The organism is Mycobacterium sp. P2_H7 (genome assembly GCF_056403275.1).
Genome location: NZ_JBFUFU010000024.1, coordinates 1 through 16,113 on the forward strand (window position 1 = coordinate 1; position 16,113 = coordinate 16,113).

Sequence of the window (16,113 nt, forward strand, 5' to 3'; positions counted from 1 at the left end):
CGGCTGCGCCGGTGGCAGCGGTCGGCGGTGGGGAAGGTGCCGGTGGCGGAGGCGCCGCGGGTGCCGGTGGAGCGGGTGGAGCAGGTGGCGGCGGCGCTGCAGGCGGAGCCGGTGCGGTCGGCGGGGAAGCCGCGGGCGGCGGCGCGGTCGGCGGCGGCGGAGTGGAAGGTGCCGCGGTGCCCGCGGCCGCTGTCGTCGAAGGCGGCGGAGGCGGTGGTGGTGGAGGCGTTGCCGGGGGTGGCGCCGCTGGTGGTGGCACCGCCGGTGCCGTTGCGGTTCCGGCGGAGATCGCGGTGGCGGCCCCGCCCGTCGAGGTGGCTCTGCCGCCGGTAGAGGTGTCGGCGCCCCCCGTAGAGGTGGGCGCGCCGGGTGTGGCAATCGGTGGCGGTGCCCCCGGTGCTGCGGCCGCCGCCATTCCGGCGGCCATCGCCGTGGCCGTGCCCGGCGCCATCGCCGGTGGTGCGGCCGGCGGTGCTGCCGGTGCTGCCGGTGGCGCGGTGGCAGGTGGCGCGGCCGGTGCGGGTACCGGTGCCGCGATCGCGGCGGCGCCCCTGGCGGCTGCGGCCGCCGGAGCGGCAGGCGCAGGAGTTCCCGCGGTCGCGGTGGGAGGTGAGTCCGCTGCGATTGCGGCTCCGGTCGAGGCTGCTGCCTTGGTCCCGGCCTCAGGCGTGGTCGGTGGTGAAGGCGCCGTCGGCGGTGGCGGTGGCGCGGCCGGTGGTGGTGGCGCGGCCGGTGGTGGTGCAGGCGGCGCCGGTGCCGAAGGTGCTGCCGCGGGTGGCGCCGGTGGAGCGGGCGGCGCAGGTGCAGGAGCAGGTGCCGAAGGTGCGGGCGGCGGCGGTGGTGCGGGTGCCGGTGGTGCGGGCGGCGCTGGTGGTGCCGGAGCAGGTGGCGCGGGTGCGGGCGGTGCGGGAGCCGGCGGCGCGGGCGGTGCCGGTGGCGAAGGTGCGGGTGGCGCAGGTGGTGCGGGTGGCGGTGCCCCGGTCGCGACCGCAGCCGGCGCACCGGCCGGTGCAGGTGCCCCGATCGTCGGCGACATGCCTGCCGGGGCTGCCGCTCCGGCTGATGCGGGCGCGCCGGTGATGCTGGACTCGGGCTCGTTCGGCCCGTTGATGGCGACGACAGGACTCAACTCGGCGATGGTGCCCGAAGCAGCCGTGGGTGCACCCGGTGCCGGAGCGGGAGCACCCGCGATCGGCGGCCCGCCGGCAGCGGTCATCGATCCCGCCGCGGCCGTCGTGCCCGGTGTGGGTGCGGTCGGCCCGGTGCCGGACGCCGCCGCGGTGGTGCCCGCCGCAGGCGCGGGTGGTGCGCCCGCGGCAGCGGTCGGAGGCGGTGAGGCGGTGCCTGCCGCGGCGATCGTCGGTGGCGACGGTGCCGGCGGTGGCGGTGGTGCCGCAGGCGGTGGAGCCGGTGGTGGCGGCGGTGGTGCCGGAGCGGGTGGCGGTGGTGGTGCCGGAGCGGGTGGCGCTGCCGGTGGTGCAGAGGCAGGCGGAGCCGGCGGTGGTGGCGCGGGCGGTGCCGGAGCCGGTGGCGCCGGTGCGGGCGGCGCGGGCGGCGCAGGTGCCGGAGGCGGTGCGGCCGGTGGCGGCGGTGGTGGTGCCGGAGCAGGCGGCGGCGGTGCCGCGGGTGCGGCCGGTGGTGGCGGTGCCGGTGGTGGTGGCGCATCCGGTGGCCTGACCACCGGCGCGGTCGGGCCACTGATGGCCAGCACCGGTGCCCTGGGTATCGCCCAGACGGTGACGGCCCCCGCCGTGAACGTCGGCGGCGGTTCCGCTGCGGCGGGTGCCCCGGCCGGAGCGCTGGCGGCGCTGCCGGGCGCCATGGTTGCCGGTGCGGTACCGGGTGCCATCGCGGGTGCGGTGCCCGGCGCGGTCGCCGGTGCGATCCCCGGTGCGATAGCGGGCGCGGTGCCCGGACTGCTGATGGCTCCGATGGCCGGAGCCGCAGGCCTGATGGCCGACTTCATTCCGCAGCCGTCGCTCGCCCCGCCGACCGGAACCGGCGGCCTGACCGGATTCCTGCCGACACCGCAACTGACCATGCCCGGTCTCAGTGGACTCGGGGTGCCTGTTCCGACTCAGGTGTCCATGCCCACCGATCTGGTCTGCGAAGGTCTCGGTTGGTCGGCGTCCACGCCGGGCACCACGGGTACGAGCGGGCTGAGCCTGATGCCCGACGCGGCAGGCATCATCCGTCACGACCGCTGGTGAATGCGGGTCAGGCGTTGGACCACCGCAGCAGATAGCGGTAGTAGAGGCCGCGGCGGATGGACGCGCCCGGCAGAATCTGCGCGGCGGTGCGCCGGATCTCGCTCAGCGGTTCGCGGGGTTCGGCGACCGTCACGCCGATGTCACGGGTCTCGTGGCGCACCATGCCTGCCGCACGGACCAGCGGCAGCCGCAAGCCGGAGGCGACCCAGTCACCGAGGCTGTGATTCGGGGCCAGCCCCACCACGGCGAGGGTGCCGTTGGGGGCCAGCAGGGCGCGCGCCTTGGTCAGCGACGCGCGCAGGTCCATGTGGTGCAGGGTGGCGACGAAGGTGATGACGCCGAACCGCGACGGGCCGGGATCGAAGTCCTGGAACGAGGTTTCGGTCACGGTGACGTTCGGCAGCGACCCGACTCGTTCCCGGGCCCGCCGGATTGCGTCGGGGTCGGGATCGATGGCGGTGACCGAACGGGCCACCGGAGCCAACCGCTGTGCCAGCAGGCCCTCCCCGCAACCGACGTCGAGCACACCGCCGGCGTGTTCGGAGGCGATCCGGACCAACCACTTGTGATAGGCCGAGTTGTGGTTCCAATAGCTCTGTTCAGGCATGGGCCAACCGATCCGGTGGGACCGCCGCCAGCAGCGCACGAGTGTATTCGTGCTCGGGTGCGGCGAAAAGTTCTGCGGCCGGCCGGTATTCGACTTTCTCGCCGTCACGCAGCACCAGCACATCGTGGCTCACCCGCTCGATGACCGCGAGGTCGTGCCCGATGAACAGATAGGTCAGCCCCAGATCGCGCTGTAGTTCCAGCAGCAGGTCCAGCACCTTGGCCTGTACCGAGACATCCAAGGCCGCGGTGGCCTCGTCGAGGATCAGCAGTTCGGGCTGCACCGCCAGCGCCCGGGCGATGTTCACCCGCTGGCGTTGCCCGCCGGAGAGCTCGTGCGGGTAGCGGGAGGCGAACGATGCCGCCAGCCCGACGGAATCGAGCAGTTCACCGACCCGGCCGGCCCGTTTCGCCCGGTCGGGGACCAGGCCGTGGACCAGCAGCGGCTCCCCGATCGAAATGCCCACCGGCATACGCGGATTGAGTGAGGCGAACGGGTCTTGCATCACCAGACTGATGCGCCGCCGGACAGACTTCTGCGTCGCGCCCTTCACGTGCACCACGTCGGTGCCGCCCAGCAGCGCGCTCCCGGCGTCGAGGGCTACCAGACCGGTCAGCGCGGCGGCGACGGTGGACTTCCCCGAACCCGATTCGCCGACCAGTCCGAGGGTGTGGCCCCGGTTGATCCGGAACGACAGATCCCGCACCGCGTGCACGACGGACCGCCCGGCCGGTGTGGTGACCGGGAACCGGACGTCCAGGCCGTCGACCGCGAGCAGCACCTCGGACTCCGTCGCGGCCGGGGGTGGAATGCCGCCACCCAATACCGGACGGGCGCTGAGTAATTCGCGGGTGTAGGGCTCCCGGGGGTGGGCGAAGATGTCGTCGACGGTGGCCTGTTCCACCACTGTCCCGTCGCGCAACACGGTGACGGTGTCGGCGACTTCGCCGATGACCCCGAGGTCGTGGCTGATCCACACCACCGCGGTGCCGAAGTCGCGCTGCAGATCCCGGACCAGCGCGATGATCTGTGCCTGCGTCGTGACGTCCAGCGCGGTGGTGGGTTCATCGGCAACCAGCAGTTCCGGATCGCAGGCCAGGGCGATGGCCACCATCACCCGCTGGCGCTGCCCACCGGAGAGTTGGTGCGGATAGTTGTGCAAGCGCTGGTGCGGCTCGGGCAGGCCGACGGCTTCGAGCAGTTCGAGTGCCCGTGCGCGGGCCTGCCTGCGGGTCTGATGTTTGTGTGTCTCCAGTGATTCGGTGATCTGGCGTTCGATGGTCAGCAGTGGGTTAAGGGAGGTGCCGGGATCCTGGAAGACGAAACCGATCCGGCCGCCGTGCACGTGTCGCAGTGTCCGCGCCGACGCCCCGACCAACTCCTGCTCGCCGAGGGCACTGGATCCGCTGACCACCGCACCGGGTGCGTCGAGCAGGCCGGTGGCCGCCAGCACGGTCATCGATTTGCCAGACCCGGACTCGCCGACGATGCCGAGGGTCTGCTCGCGCTCGACCGACATCGACACCCCCCGCACGATCTCCCGGCGGCCGATTCGCACGGCGAGTTCGCTGATCGACAGCACCGATTCGCTCACCGCGCTCTCCGTGCTTCGATCATGGTGCGCTGCTTGGGATCCAGCACGTCACGCAGGCCGTCCCCCAGCAGGTTGAAGGCCAGCACGATGACGAAGATGGCCGCCCCGGGAAACACGGCCATCCACCACGCCAGCGTGACGAACCCCTGTGAGTCGAAGATCATCCGGCCCAGGGAGGGGTCCGGCGGCTGCAGACCCAACCCCAGGAAGGACAAGGCCGCCTCGGACAGAATGGCGAAGGCCAGGGACAACGACGTCTGCACGATGAGCGGGCCGGTGATGTTGGGCAGGATGTGCCGCGTCAGGATGTAGCCCGTGCCGGTCCCCATGGTGCGTGACATCGCCACGTAGGGCTCAACCCGCACGGACAGCGCACTCGCCCGTGCGACGCGGGCGAAGATCGGGGTGTAGACGACTCCGATCGCCAAAATCGTTGTGGTGAGCCCCGGTCCGAGAACGGCGACGATCGCCAGGGCGAGCAGCAGCACCGGGAACGCGAACATCACGTCGACAACGCGCATCACGACGGTGTCCAGCCAGCCACCGCGATACCCGGCGACCACCCCGAGCGTGACACCGACCGCGGCGGCGAAGGCCACGCTGATCACCGCGACCTTCATCGACGCCTGCACGGCGACCAGTACCCGGGACAGGACATCGCGGCCCAATTCGTCGGTGCCGAACCAATGAGCCCCGCTGGGTGGCCGAAGTGCCGACGGGACATCGACGTCGTTGATGCCGTACGGCGCGATCCACGGTGCGGTCAGGGCGATCACGACGACGACCACCAGCACGGCCGCGCTGACGACGGTGACGGGGTTGCCGGCCAGCAGGCGCCAGGCCTTGACCCTTTCGTCGTCGATTGTGTGGTCGGTCATGACAGCCGGATCCTCGGATCGACGACGGCGTACAGCATGTCGACCAGCAGGTTGACCGCGAGGAACAGGACTGCGATCAACAACACCGCTCCCTGGATCACCGGGTAGTCGCGCGCGGCCACCGAGTTGTAGACCAACCGGCCCAGGCCCGGCCAGGCGAATACCACCTCGACGACGATGACACCGCCAAGAATGGTGGCCAACTGGATGCCGGTGATGGTGAGGATGGGAACCAGCGCGTTGCGCACGGTGTGACGCATCGTCACGACCCGTGGCGCAAGACCTTTTGACCGCGCGGTGCGGACGTAGCCCATGGCGGTCACCTCCAGTACGGCGGACCGGACGTAGCGGGTCATGATCGCCGCGGCGACCAGTCCCACGGTGAGCCCGGGCAGGATCACGTGCCGCAGCCAGCCGCCGGGGTCCTCGAACAGCGGCCGGTACCCCGATGTCGGCAGCCAGCCCAGCACTAAGGAGAACAGCGAGATCAGCAGGATGCCCAGCCAGAAATCGGGGACCGACACCCCGAATTGACTCGTCACGCGCACGATGGCGTCGCTGAGGCGGCCCTCGCGCAGGGCGGCGTAGATACCGGCGGGCAGCGCGATCACCATGGCCACGACGATGCCGACGACGGCGAGTGACACCGTGGCGGGTAACCGTTGCAGCAGCACCTCGGTCACCGGGTCGCCGTTGCGGAAGCTCACCCCGAGATCGCCGGTGGCGGCATGCCCGAGATAGCCGAGGAATTGGCGCAGCAGCGGCTGATCAAGTCCGCTGGCCCGCCGCAGTGCGTCGTAAGCCTCTGGTGTGTAACGGGTTCCGAGCGCGATGCGGACCGGGTCGCCGGGCACCAGATGCACCAGCGCGAAGACCACGATCAGCACGCCGATCAGCACCACCAGGGAGTACGCGAGCCGGCGGGCCAGGAACTTGACGGTCGTCATCGGCTGTCCCCGCCGGTCTCCATGACGGCATCGCGGAACCGGATCGCCTTGTCACGGCGAGCCTCACACCCGGTCAGGTTCGGCGACCAGGCCTGGATGACCGCCGGGTTGTACAGGTAGATGTAGCTCACCTCGTCGGCGATCAGCGTGGCCGCCTGGGCGTAATCATCTTTGCGCCGTTGCTTATCCGTCTCGGTGCGGCCCGCGTCGAGAAGGGTGTCGACGCGCGGGTCGGAGAACTTCTGCGCGTTGCTGGTGCCGCCGGTGTGGTGCTGGGCGTAGTAGAAGTCGTCGGGGTCGATGTTGCCCAGCCAGCCCATCATCAGCATGTCGAAGTGCCCGCTGTTCTGCTCGTCGAGCCAGGTGGCGAAGTCGACGGTGCGGATGGTCGCAGTGATGCCCAGGGGCGCAAGGTTGTCGGCGATCACCTGGGCGGCCGTCACCGTCTGCGGGTACTCGCTGGTGACCAGCAGGTCCATCGTCTTCGGCGCGGTGCCGGCCTCCTGCAGCAACTGTTTGGCCTTCGCCAGGTCCTGTCCGTATCGGTCGTACGGCACGAACCACGGGTTGCCCTCGGGAATGGCGAGCTGATTCGCCTGTGCCGTGCCGTAACTGGTGGCCTGCACAATCGAGGGTCGATCCAGGGCGTAGGCCACCGCCTGGCGCACCCGCACGTCGTTCCACGGTGGTCGGGCCTGGTTGAGGGCCAGGTACCAGTAGTCGTTGCTCGGCGTCACGGCCAGATGTACCGAGTCGTCGTTGCGCAATTGGCTGACGCGCTGGGCGGGAACCGCGTCGGTCCAATCGATTTCACCGGCCTGCAGCGCGGACAACGCGGTCGACGGCTCGTTGATGAACCGGAACGTCACGCCCGGGATCTTCGCCGGTGTTCCCCAGTATCGGGGGTTGGCGCGCAGGGTGATCGAGTCGCCGCTCTTCTGACCGACGAAGGCGAATGGACCGGTGCCGATGGGGTGGGTGGCGATCTGGCCGTCCTCGACGTTGCGGCGCTGCACGATGGCCATGCCCTTGAAGCCGCCGAGGTTGGTCAGCAGGTTGGGTGTCGGGTGCGCGACGGTGATACGCACCGTCTGCTCGTCGGGGGCGCTGACATCGGTGACGGCGCTGAACTTGTCGGCGTTGGCCAGCTTGCCGTCGATGATGCGCCGGTAGGAGTAGACGACGTCGGCGGCGGTCAGCGGACTCCCGTCGTGGAAGGTCACACCAGGGCGTAGTCGAAAGGTCCAGACGAGTTGGTCAGGCGAGGTCTCCCAGGACTGGGCCAGCGCCGGGCGCATGGTGAGGTCGGCGCCGGGTTCCACCAGGGTGTCGAAGACGTTCTCCAGCACCTCGAACGAAAAGTAGGCACTGGTCTTCTGGGGGTCCAACTGATCGGGCTCCCCGGAGATCGCGGCGATGAGGTTGCCGGCATCTTGACCCAGGTCGACCCGACGGCCGGGTGAACACGCGGTGGACGCGAACACGACGACAGCGGCGAGCACGGCCGCAACCAGTCGCATATCCATCACTTTCCGCGGGGCCGTCCCGGGATGGGCATCGGCACACAGTTCCGTGGCGGGTACCCACGTCGGGCAGTGTCTACACCTCGGATCGATCCGGCCAGGTGCGACAGCTGCTGACCTGGTGCGAGGATGCTGTCAGGCAGGTAACACAGTGGGGGAGAACGCTAGCCTGCTGGGGATGAATGTCCACAGCGGTCCGCCGGCGGTGCGCCGTCGGCTCGAGGACCGCTACCGCAGGCTGGCCGAGGTGCGGCAGCTGCGTCTGGTCGCCGCGGTGATCGCCCGGTTCAACGAGATCGACGGTGGCACCTTGGGTGCGGTGGTGTCGGTGCAGCTGTTCACCACGGTCATTCCGTTGATGATCCTGGGGTTCAGTTATCTCACCGGGTTCGCCGACAACGCGAGCCCGGGCACCGCCGTCAGCCGGCAACTGGGTCTGGTGTCGCCGATGACCGAGCATGTGCGCGCCGTGTTCGGCCGGGCGTCGGGTCTGCGGTCGAGTTGGACGTTCCTGGGCGTCGCGGGATTCCTGGTGTGGGGCATCCCGATGTCGATGACCATCGCCGGGATCTTCGCGAAGGCGTGGCGCCGTGCGCAGTTGGGTTGGCTGGCCAAGCTGGGCCGCGGCGTGCTGTGGTTCGCGCTGTACCTGGCCATGATGATCGTCCGCGAACGGATCGCGTTCGGCGGCCACCACCACATGGGTTTGCGCACACTGCGGTTCGTGGCCTCGCTGGTGCCGGTGTGGATCTTCTGGACGGTCACCCCGGCGCTGCTGGTGCGGGACGGGTGGCGGGGACGCAAGTACCTACTCCTGGCAGGCCTGGCCGGGGTGTTGATCGACGGCACCGTGGTGCCGCTGGCCGCGCGGACGTTCTTCCCGCCCTTGCTCGACGGCTGGGACGAATTCGGCCCGATCGGCATCGCGATGGCGTTGCTCACCTGGTGCGGCGTCATCGGCGCCGGATGGGTGCTGACCGCGTGCATCGGCGCCGTGCTGTGGGAACGCAACGCCCCCACCGAGACGGTCATCGCCTCGGAGACCGACGAGGCGTCGGCAGTCGAGTCCTGAGTGGATCACTCGTGGTGTGAACCGGTTTCGTGCGCTGAGCTGGTCCGTGAAACTTTGCCGGATGGTTGTGCGGTGACCTTCTTGACCAGGTTGTGCACGGCGTCCCGCACGGGGTGCGGACGCTTGGCCGTGGCAGGTTTTGCCACGGGGGAGTCCGTCGCCGCCGACGCCCGAACTCTCGTGGGGAACTTCGTCGTGGTGGTCTTCGGTGCCACCCGGCTGGTGCTCGCCGTCCGTGCACCGGCGGCATCGCGCACATCGTGGACGGCGGTGCCGACGGCCTGGGCGACCACCTTGCCCGCCGCCGCGACCACGCCGGCCGCGGCCTTGATCCCGGCGGCGAGTGCGCGTACCGGGTTGCCGGTCTTCGCGAGTTCCTGCGCCACCGCGTCGGGCACTTCGAAGACGCCGGCCAGGACAGCATTGAAGGCCGGAAAGATCACGGCGCCAACCACATTGATGGCGCCTACCACGGCGACCTGGAACACCCCGCGGGGAGCCACCGTCGGCGTCGGGTTCTCGACGAACGGCAGGTTGAGTGCGTCGAAGGTGTCGTGGCGGGCCTTCTGCAGTGCCGTCGCGACACCGGGCAAGCCGTTCTGGACGGCGGGCAGCACGTTGAGCAGGCCGACCACGCCGACCTCGAACGCGTTGAGCGCCCGCTGTGCGGGGATCGCGGCGTCGGCGTCGATGGCCTTCTGGGCGGCAGCTTCGGTCGGTCCCGTCACCGACGCGGCCGCGGCGCCGATCGCCTTGAGCACATCGCCCGCCGACAGGTCGTCCAGGAAGGTGCGCGGCGCCCGCAGGGCGGTGGACACCGCGGTCACGCCGGTCTGGGCGAGCAGCGGGCAGATGATCGAGCAGTACACAGTCTGGTTGTGCAGGAAGCTGGTGACCAGACCGCCCGGCGGTACCGATGTCGCCGCCAGGCGCACCTCATGGACGACGGTCATGGACGGCGATACCGCTGTGATGGTGGGGAGCGGCGTGGTCAGCACCGCGGTGACGGTGACGGCGGCCATCCCGGCGGTGGCGAGATCGGTGCGCAGGTTGATGATTCGCGACATGGTCGGCCCCCTGTGTGTCCGGTGTTGAAAAGGACACGGTGCGCGGGTGCCGCGGGTTCAATGCGCGGCAGAGCCTCAGACGTCGCTGGTGGTGTACCGCGTCTTGACCGGCGGCTCGGCCACCAACCCGGGCACCTCGGTGAGCTTGCCCTCGCCGGCCCTGAAGGCGCGGTAGGCCTCGTCGGCCTCGACCGATTCCCACAGTTCGTAGATCACCCAGTGGCCTTCGTCGGCCTCATCGACCAGCACGTCGGTGCCGAGGTTGCCGGGGAATGCCCGGGTGTCTTTGAGTGCGCGGCTGAATACCTCCCGCGCGGTTGCCACGGACTCGGGCTTGAACTTCAGTTCCAGGATCACGGTGACCGGCATGGACGACAACATACCTCCGGTGTGCGAAGCGCAAGCATCAGAGGCGGCGCAGGGTGACGACGGTGACGTCGTCCTCGGTCCCCTCTTGTCCCATCGCCGCCGAGATCCCGGCCGCCGAGATGTCGTCGAGCCCAGCAAGTGTCGTGGCCAGACGCGCCAGCCCATCGTCGATGGTCGAGCCGCGGCGCTCCACCAGGCCGTCGGAGTACATCACCAGCGCCTCGCCGGGGTCGATGGTGAACGTGCTCGGCAGATACTGCGCACCGCGGACGCCGATGGGCGGCGACAGCAGCACCGGTGCCTCGGCCACGACCGTCGCGGTGCGCAACGGCATGAGGTGCCCGGCCGACGCCGCTTCGACGTGACCGGTTCCCAACTCGATCCGCGCGGCGATCACCGTCGCGAAGGTGCGCGGCATCAGGTGCAGGCTGAAGGCGTTGAGCTGGCTCAACGCCTCCGCCGGCGCGGCGCCGGCAAACAGCAGCGACCGCAAGGCATTACGGAGTTGGGCCATGGTGCCCGCCGCGGCCAGGCCATGCCCCGCGACGTCACCGAGCAGCACGATCAGTCGCCCGTCGGGCAACCGGAATGCGTCATACCAGTCGCCGCCCACCCGGCCGCCCGCAGCGGGTTGGTAGTCGGCGGTCAGCTCCCAATCCGGCACCGTCGGGATCGAGGAGGGCAGCAGACTGCGCTGCAGCACCTCGGCGACCCGCAGGGCACTTCGGGTGCGGCGGTACAACTCTTCGACGAGGTGACGTCGCAGCGATTCGGCCGACTCGATCTCGATGGGCGCCCACGGTTCACCGCAGTTGTCGACGACTTCGCGCCACCGTTCGAACGATTTGCGCGGGCTGAGCCGAACTCCGTCGCCCTCGCGCACGGCGATGGCCTTGTTGTGCGGATCGCCGCCCCAGTCGACCGCCCGCAGGGCCTCGTGCCGGAGCCAGATCACGTACTGCCCGTCGGGCAGGTTCAGCGCGAGCGCGCCCGCCGCATCGTGCAGATCCAGTCCGGGCAGTTCGTCGGACAGGCATTCGGTGCCGGCGATGTCGTTGCCGGTGTCGCGGGCCCAGTCTGCGACGGCCGCCACCACGGCGGGCGGCGGCACCGCGCCCAGCGTCCGGTACTCGTCGCCGATCTGGACGGCCGCTCCGGCGGCGGGCAGCAGATCGAGCAGCCCAGGGGATCGCAGCAGCGCATCCGCGAGCGTTTCGCTGTCGTTGAGGGTGGCACTGGTCAGTGCGGCCAGCGTCGACTGCGCGGTCAGCCGGTCGCGCAACTGATCCTCGTCGAACCGGTCGACCAGCCGCAGCGAGAGCGTCGACCCGAGGAACTCGGCGGCGGCGCGCGCGCCGTAGGGCGGTAGGTGCGGCCCGGCGTAGTGATGGCACGCGATCAGTCCCCACAGCCGGCCGTGGCGCAGCAGCGAAATCGACATGGAGGCACGGACTCCCATGTTCTGCAGGTACTCGATGTGGATGGGCGAGACGCTGCGCAGCGTGGCGTGTGTCAGGTCCAAGGGTGTGCCGCTGTCGGGGTCCATGGCAGGAACCAGCGGGGCCGGGGTGTAGTCGACATCGGAGATCAGACGCAGCCAGCTCTTCTCGTACATGGCGCGCGCCTGGGCGGGAATGTCGCTGGCCGGATAGTGCAGCCCCAGAAAGGAATTCAGGTCGTCACGTTTGCATTCGGCCACGACCTCACCGTTGTAGTCCCGGTCGTAGCGGTACACCATCACGCGGTCGAAGCCGAGGAGGTCCCTGACCGCGCGGGCGGTGGTGTCGTAGAGCTCGGTCATCGATTCGGACCGGTTGAGCGCCTCGACCGAATTACGCACGGCCTGATAGGTGTTGGGGAACGAGAAAGGTCGCTCGCCGTACGCGATTTCGAGCTCCACCAACAGCATCCCACCGGGCACTCGGTGCAACAGCGCATCGAACGGCCGCGGTGTGCCGGCGACGGCAATCTCCAGTTCCAGCGGGTTGCGCTGGCGCAGCTCGCCGAACGCCGACGCGGCCTGCGCAATCCGTGCGGCCTGTTCGTCGCCGATCACGACGGCCAACGGGCGGCCGAGCACGTCGTCCACCTCGTGGCCCAACAGCTCGGCGACGTTCGCGCTGATGTGACGGATGTCGAGACCCGGCTCCCGGACGACGGCGAGGACCCCGCGCGGCTGGATGCTGCCCGGAATGTGGATCGGTTCGCGGGCGCAGTTGTCCAGGTCGATGGGCGTGCCGGCGGGCAACAGCCCGGCCGTGTCGACGTCGTCGGTGGGACGCGAAATGAGAAAACCCCCAGGTTGTGGTGTCGAGACTTGGCTCGAGAGTGCCAGGTCGCTCCGTCCACAATCACATGGACATGCGTCCGTGGGTTAGGCTTGCTAAGAGTTGGCGTTTTAGCTTGTTTGGTTCAGACCACAGCCCGCGAGACACAGCGCCCCGAATCGAAGCGTCCGCGAGGTGTTCGATGTCCGACCAATTTGAATCCAATCCTTCCCCCTTGATGTGCGCCCAGACGTGGCATGACACGACGGTGGTCATCAGCTGTTCCGGTGTCGTGGACATGCTGACGGTCCCCGACCTGAACCAGCTCCTCACGACGGCGCTGGACAAACAGCCGAGCGCGGTCGTCATCGACCTGACGGATACCACGTTTTTCGCCTCGTGCGGCATGTCGACGCTCGTGGAGACGCAGGACCAACTGTCGTCCGAGGTTCCGCTGATCGTCGTCGCCGACGGACCCGTGACCCGCCGCCCGCTGGAACTGGTGGGCCTGGCGGCCGTCCTCACCATCCGTCCGACGCTGGACGTCGCGTTCGCAGAACTGGCACTCGTCGACAACTGAGCCGGATGTCTTGGCGGTCAGGCGAATTCACCAGTCGCTTGGCCGGTAATCCTTCAGGAAGCAGCCGTGCAGATCCTCGCCGGCCTCCCCGCGCACGATCGGGTCGTAGACCCGCGCGGCGCCGTCGACCAGGTCCAGCGGCGCGTGGAACCCTTCCTCGGCCAGCCGCAGCTTGGTCGGATGCGGACGCTCGTCGGTGATCCACCCGGTGTCCACCGCGGTCATCAGGATGCCGTCCTGCTCCAGCATCTCCGCGGAGCTGGTGCGGGTGAGCATGTTGAGCGCGGCCTTGGCCATGTTGGTGTGCGGATGTCCCGGGCCCTTGTAGCGGCGGCCGAACTGGCCTTCCATGGCCGACACGTTCACGACGTACTTGCGCCGGGCGGGGGAGGCGGCCATCGCCGGGCGCAGGCGGCTCACCAGGATGAACGGTGCGGTCTGGTTGCACAGCTGCACTTCGAGCAGCTCCATGGCGTCGACTTCGTGCACCCGCTGGGTCCAGCTGTTGACCGACGCGGTGTCGGGCAGCAGACCGCCCGCGTCGATGGCAGTACCGGCGGCGATCCGCTCCGGTGAGGCGCTGCGGGCGGTCAGGGCGAGTTCCATGATCCCGTGCGGGGTCTGATGCTCGGCGAGACTGCCCGCCAGTGCGGCCGGATGAGCGTCGCTGACGCGGTCGAAGGTCACCACGTCGACACGGGACAACTCCGGGGGCGGGGTGCGCTCGGCCTCGACCAGCGCCGAGTAGGAGCCGGGGGCTCTCCGCACGGTCTGCGCCGCGTTGTTGATCAGGATGTCCAGCGGGCCGTGCTCGGCCACCGTGTCGGCGAGTGCGACCACCTGGGCGGGGTCGCGCAGATCGATACCGATGATCCGTAGCCGGTGCAGCCAGTCGGCGCTGTCGGGCATCGCGGCGAAGCGCCGGACGGCGTCATTGGGGAAGCGTGTGGTGATCGTGGTGTGTGCGCCGTCGCGCAACAGCCGCAGTGCGATGTACATGCCGATCTTGGCGCGGCCCCCGGTGAGGAGCGCGGTACGACCGGTGAGGTCGGTGCGGGCGTCACGTTTGGCGTGGCTGAACGCCGCGCATTCCGGACATAGCTGGTGGTAGAAGGCATCGATGACGGTGTGATGCTTCTTGCAGATGTAGCAGGCCCGCGACTTCAGCAAGGTTCCCGCGGATGCCCCGCCGGCCGTGGACACCAACGGCAGGCCCGCCGTCTCGTCGTCGATGCGTCCCGGCGCTCCGGTGGCGGTCGCGGCGATCACGGCTCTGTCGGCCGCGGCCACCTCGTCGCGCTTGGCGTGCCTGCGGGCCTTGCGTACCGACTTCCAGATACCGGCGGTGGCGCGCCGAATGGCCACCGCGTCCGGGTGCTCGGGGGGCAACGATTCGACCTCGGACAGCACCTGCAGGCAGGCGCTGAGCTTCTCCGGATCGATCGCGGTCACCGTCAAAGGGTGCCAGGTTGCGCGAAGCCGCCGCAAATTTGCGGGGTTACACCCGTCCGGCGATGAAACCGGCAGCCTGGCCGGGGTACGGCGGGGCCTCGTAGTTGTTGTGGGCCGAGCGGTCGAACACCCGCGTCGAGCAGATCGGGTCACCATCGCTGCACAGGTCGATGGCGCGGCCCGCAAACTGCCCGTTGCTGGACAGCGGGGTGCCGAAGCGCGCGCCCGGATTGCCGAAGACGGCGACCGCGGCGACATTGGACGCCAGTCCCGGATCGAGTGCCGGGGCCGACCCGATGCTGCCGATCCTGTCGCCGACGGGCTGTACGCCGGCGAGCATCGACACCGCGGACGCCCCCTGGGAGAACCCGCCGAGCACCAGGCGGGTGTTCGGGCACTGATCGGTCATCCGGGCGATGTGGCCCCGGGCGTCATCGGCGCCGGCACCGGTGTTCAAAAAGTTATAGCTGGCAGGGTAATTCACGGCGTACGCGCCCAGGCTGCGGCCGCCCAGCATGGGTTGCAGCGCGCCGAACAGGGCATCGCCCACCCGGCCCATGCCGGGCGGTTCGGCGGTGCCGCGTGCGAAGATGAGTTCGACGTCGGGGCAGCCGTCTGCGGTGGCTGTCGGAGCTCCCGAGATCAGGGCTGCGGGCAAAGCCGTCGCGGCAACCAGACGAGCCAACGATGTACGGACATTCACGTGGTCAGCGTGACACATGGAGTGCCCGCAGCGATGCCCAAACGGGTTTGTCGGACCGTCGCGTTATGGTGCGCTCAACGGGAAACGGCACAGACATTTGATCGAGATTGGTACCCCCGACAGGACTCGAACCTGCAACCGACCGGGTAGAAACCGGATGCGCTATCCATTGCGCCACGGGGGCAAAGCACAGACCTCCGTAATTTACACGTCGCCGGCGCCATTTCTCACAGCAAGGCGCCCGCTGTGCAGGGACGCGTGGAAGCCGACCGACAGGGCGATCGATGACTCGACACCACACCAAAGACAAGGGCGACCTCGGCGTCGCCAAGGCGTATGCGGACCTCGTCGTCAAGGGGTTCGACGTCTTGCTTCCCACCACCGAACATGCGCCGTTCGACCTCGTCGCATACGAGGCGGGAACGTTTTACCGCATTCAGGTGAAGTACCGGTCGGCGCGGGCGGGTGCGGTCAGACTGGATCTACGGACCACATGGTCCGACCGCCATGGTGTGCACAGTTCGCCGATCGACAAAGAAGCCGTCGACGCACTGTGCATCTATTGCCCGGAGACCGACGAGTGCTACTACATCAGGCCGGCCGACCACAATGCCTCCGTCGCCCTCCGCATCACGCCGGCCAAGAACGGTCAGCAGAAGCGAATCCTGGATGCCTCGGCATTTCGCGACCTGCCTGAACCGATCCCGCCCATCGATGCGCATCGCGCCTCGGCATGACGCCAGTGTGATGCGCCCGTCGACAGCTACGAAACCCGCGCCACGCCACCGCACCGCGGACTAGCGTGGATGCCGTATGGCGGCCGCCGGGAGAGCGTCATACAGGA

Annotated in this window: 16 protein-coding genes and 1 tRNA gene; 6 read left to right on the top strand and 11 right to left on the bottom strand. The window is 69.3% G+C overall.

Going from position 1 to position 16,113, the window contains the following annotated elements:
- The 3 genes from AC1DY7_RS28585 to AC1DY7_RS28595 form a co-directional block, all read left to right on the top strand.
- The coding region (locus AC1DY7_RS28585) for a hypothetical protein (RefSeq protein ID WP_477497133.1) at window positions 1-333 on the top strand (333 nt) is incomplete at its 5' end.
- Between the two features lie 36 nt (window positions 334-369).
- Window positions 370-1,080, top strand: coding sequence for a hypothetical protein (locus AC1DY7_RS28590; protein ID WP_477497134.1), 711 nt, complete (start codon window positions 370-372; stop codon window positions 1,078-1,080).
- Window positions 1,035-2,210, top strand: a complete 1,176-nt coding sequence (locus tag AC1DY7_RS28595; protein ID WP_477497135.1) for a hypothetical protein — start codon at window positions 1,035-1,037, stop codon at window positions 2,208-2,210. The genes AC1DY7_RS28590 and AC1DY7_RS28595 overlap by 46 nt, the downstream gene beginning before the upstream one ends.
- A 7-nt stretch (window positions 2,211-2,217) precedes the next feature.
- Here the strand turns inward: AC1DY7_RS28595 and AC1DY7_RS28600 are convergent, their stop codons facing one another.
- From AC1DY7_RS28600 to AC1DY7_RS28620, 5 genes are read right to left on the bottom strand one after another with little or no spacing between them, the layout of a single operon-like run.
- Window positions 2,218-2,817, bottom strand: a complete 600-nt coding sequence (locus tag AC1DY7_RS28600; protein WP_477497136.1) for a class I SAM-dependent methyltransferase — start codon at window positions 2,815-2,817, stop codon at window positions 2,218-2,220.
- Complete coding sequence (locus AC1DY7_RS28605; RefSeq protein WP_477497137.1) at window positions 2,810-4,411, bottom strand: dipeptide ABC transporter ATP-binding protein; 1,602 nt, start codon at window positions 4,409-4,411, stop codon at window positions 2,810-2,812. The genes AC1DY7_RS28600 and AC1DY7_RS28605 overlap by 8 nt, the downstream gene beginning before the upstream one ends.
- A complete protein-coding gene (locus AC1DY7_RS28610; RefSeq protein ID WP_477497138.1) occupies window positions 4,408-5,289 on the bottom strand; it encodes an ABC transporter permease in 882 nt (293 codons plus the stop codon). The genes AC1DY7_RS28605 and AC1DY7_RS28610 overlap by 4 nt, the downstream gene beginning before the upstream one ends.
- A complete protein-coding gene (locus tag AC1DY7_RS28615) occupies window positions 5,286-6,236 on the bottom strand; it encodes an ABC transporter permease (RefSeq protein ID WP_477497139.1) in 951 nt (316 codons plus the stop codon). Before AC1DY7_RS28615 ends, AC1DY7_RS28610 begins: the two co-directional genes overlap by 4 nt.
- Window positions 6,233-7,756: an ABC transporter substrate-binding protein gene (locus AC1DY7_RS28620; RefSeq protein ID WP_477497140.1), complete on the bottom strand. Its 1,524-nt coding sequence runs from the start codon at window positions 7,754-7,756 to the stop codon at window positions 6,233-6,235. The genes AC1DY7_RS28615 and AC1DY7_RS28620 overlap by 4 nt, the downstream gene beginning before the upstream one ends.
- A 181-nt stretch (window positions 7,757-7,937) precedes the next feature.
- Here AC1DY7_RS28620 and AC1DY7_RS28625 point away from each other — a divergent pair, with 181 nt between their 5' ends.
- Window positions 7,938-8,831 carry a hypothetical protein gene (locus tag AC1DY7_RS28625; protein WP_477497141.1) on the top strand — a complete coding sequence of 298 codons (894 nt, stop codon included), beginning with the start codon at window positions 7,938-7,940 and terminating at the stop codon, window positions 8,829-8,831.
- A gap of 5 nt (window positions 8,832-8,836) precedes the next feature.
- On the opposite strand, the gene AC1DY7_RS28630 is transcribed toward AC1DY7_RS28625, so the two are convergent.
- From AC1DY7_RS28630 to AC1DY7_RS28640, 3 genes are all read right to left on the bottom strand, one after another.
- Window positions 8,837-9,898 carry a hypothetical protein gene (locus tag AC1DY7_RS28630; RefSeq protein WP_477497142.1) on the bottom strand — a complete coding sequence of 354 codons (1,062 nt, stop codon included), beginning with the start codon at window positions 9,896-9,898 and terminating at the stop codon, window positions 8,837-8,839.
- A 75-nt stretch (window positions 9,899-9,973) separates the two neighbouring features.
- The gene (locus AC1DY7_RS28635; protein WP_477497143.1) at window positions 9,974-10,267 is read right to left on the bottom strand and encodes a putative quinol monooxygenase; all 294 of its coding nucleotides are present in this window, start codon (window positions 10,265-10,267) and stop codon (window positions 9,974-9,976) included.
- A 37-nt stretch (window positions 10,268-10,304) separates the two neighbouring features.
- Window positions 10,305-12,515 (bottom strand): SpoIIE family protein phosphatase, encoded by a 2,211-nt coding sequence (locus AC1DY7_RS28640; RefSeq protein ID WP_477497144.1) that lies wholly within the window; start codon window positions 12,513-12,515, stop codon window positions 10,305-10,307.
- A 221-nt stretch (window positions 12,516-12,736) separates the two neighbouring features.
- Between AC1DY7_RS28640 and AC1DY7_RS28645 the strand changes: the two genes are divergently transcribed.
- Complete coding sequence (locus AC1DY7_RS28645; protein WP_477497145.1) at window positions 12,737-13,114, top strand: STAS domain-containing protein; 378 nt, start codon at window positions 12,737-12,739, stop codon at window positions 13,112-13,114.
- 27 nt (window positions 13,115-13,141) lie between these two features.
- Here AC1DY7_RS28645 and AC1DY7_RS28650 read toward each other — a convergent pair whose 3' ends face one another.
- The 3 genes from AC1DY7_RS28650 to AC1DY7_RS28660 all read right to left on the bottom strand — a co-directional run bounded on the left by AC1DY7_RS28650 (window position 13,142) and on the right by AC1DY7_RS28660 (window position 15,453).
- Window positions 13,142-14,566 (bottom strand): SDR family NAD(P)-dependent oxidoreductase, encoded by a 1,425-nt coding sequence (locus AC1DY7_RS28650; protein WP_477497146.1) that lies wholly within the window; start codon window positions 14,564-14,566, stop codon window positions 13,142-13,144.
- Window positions 14,567-14,612: 46 nt separating this feature from the next.
- Entirely contained in the window at window positions 14,613-15,287 is a 675-nt protein-coding gene (locus tag AC1DY7_RS28655) for a cutinase family protein (protein WP_477497147.1), read from the bottom strand.
- 90 nt (window positions 15,288-15,377) lie between these two features.
- A tRNA-Arg gene (locus tag AC1DY7_RS28660) sits at window positions 15,378-15,453 on the bottom strand.
- Between the two features lie 100 nt (window positions 15,454-15,553).
- Between AC1DY7_RS28660 and AC1DY7_RS28665 the strand changes: the two genes are divergently transcribed.
- Window positions 15,554-16,006: a group I intron-associated PD-(D/E)XK endonuclease gene (locus AC1DY7_RS28665; RefSeq protein ID WP_477497148.1), complete on the top strand. Its 453-nt coding sequence runs from the start codon at window positions 15,554-15,556 to the stop codon at window positions 16,004-16,006.
- Window positions 16,007-16,113 lie beyond the last annotated feature (107 nt).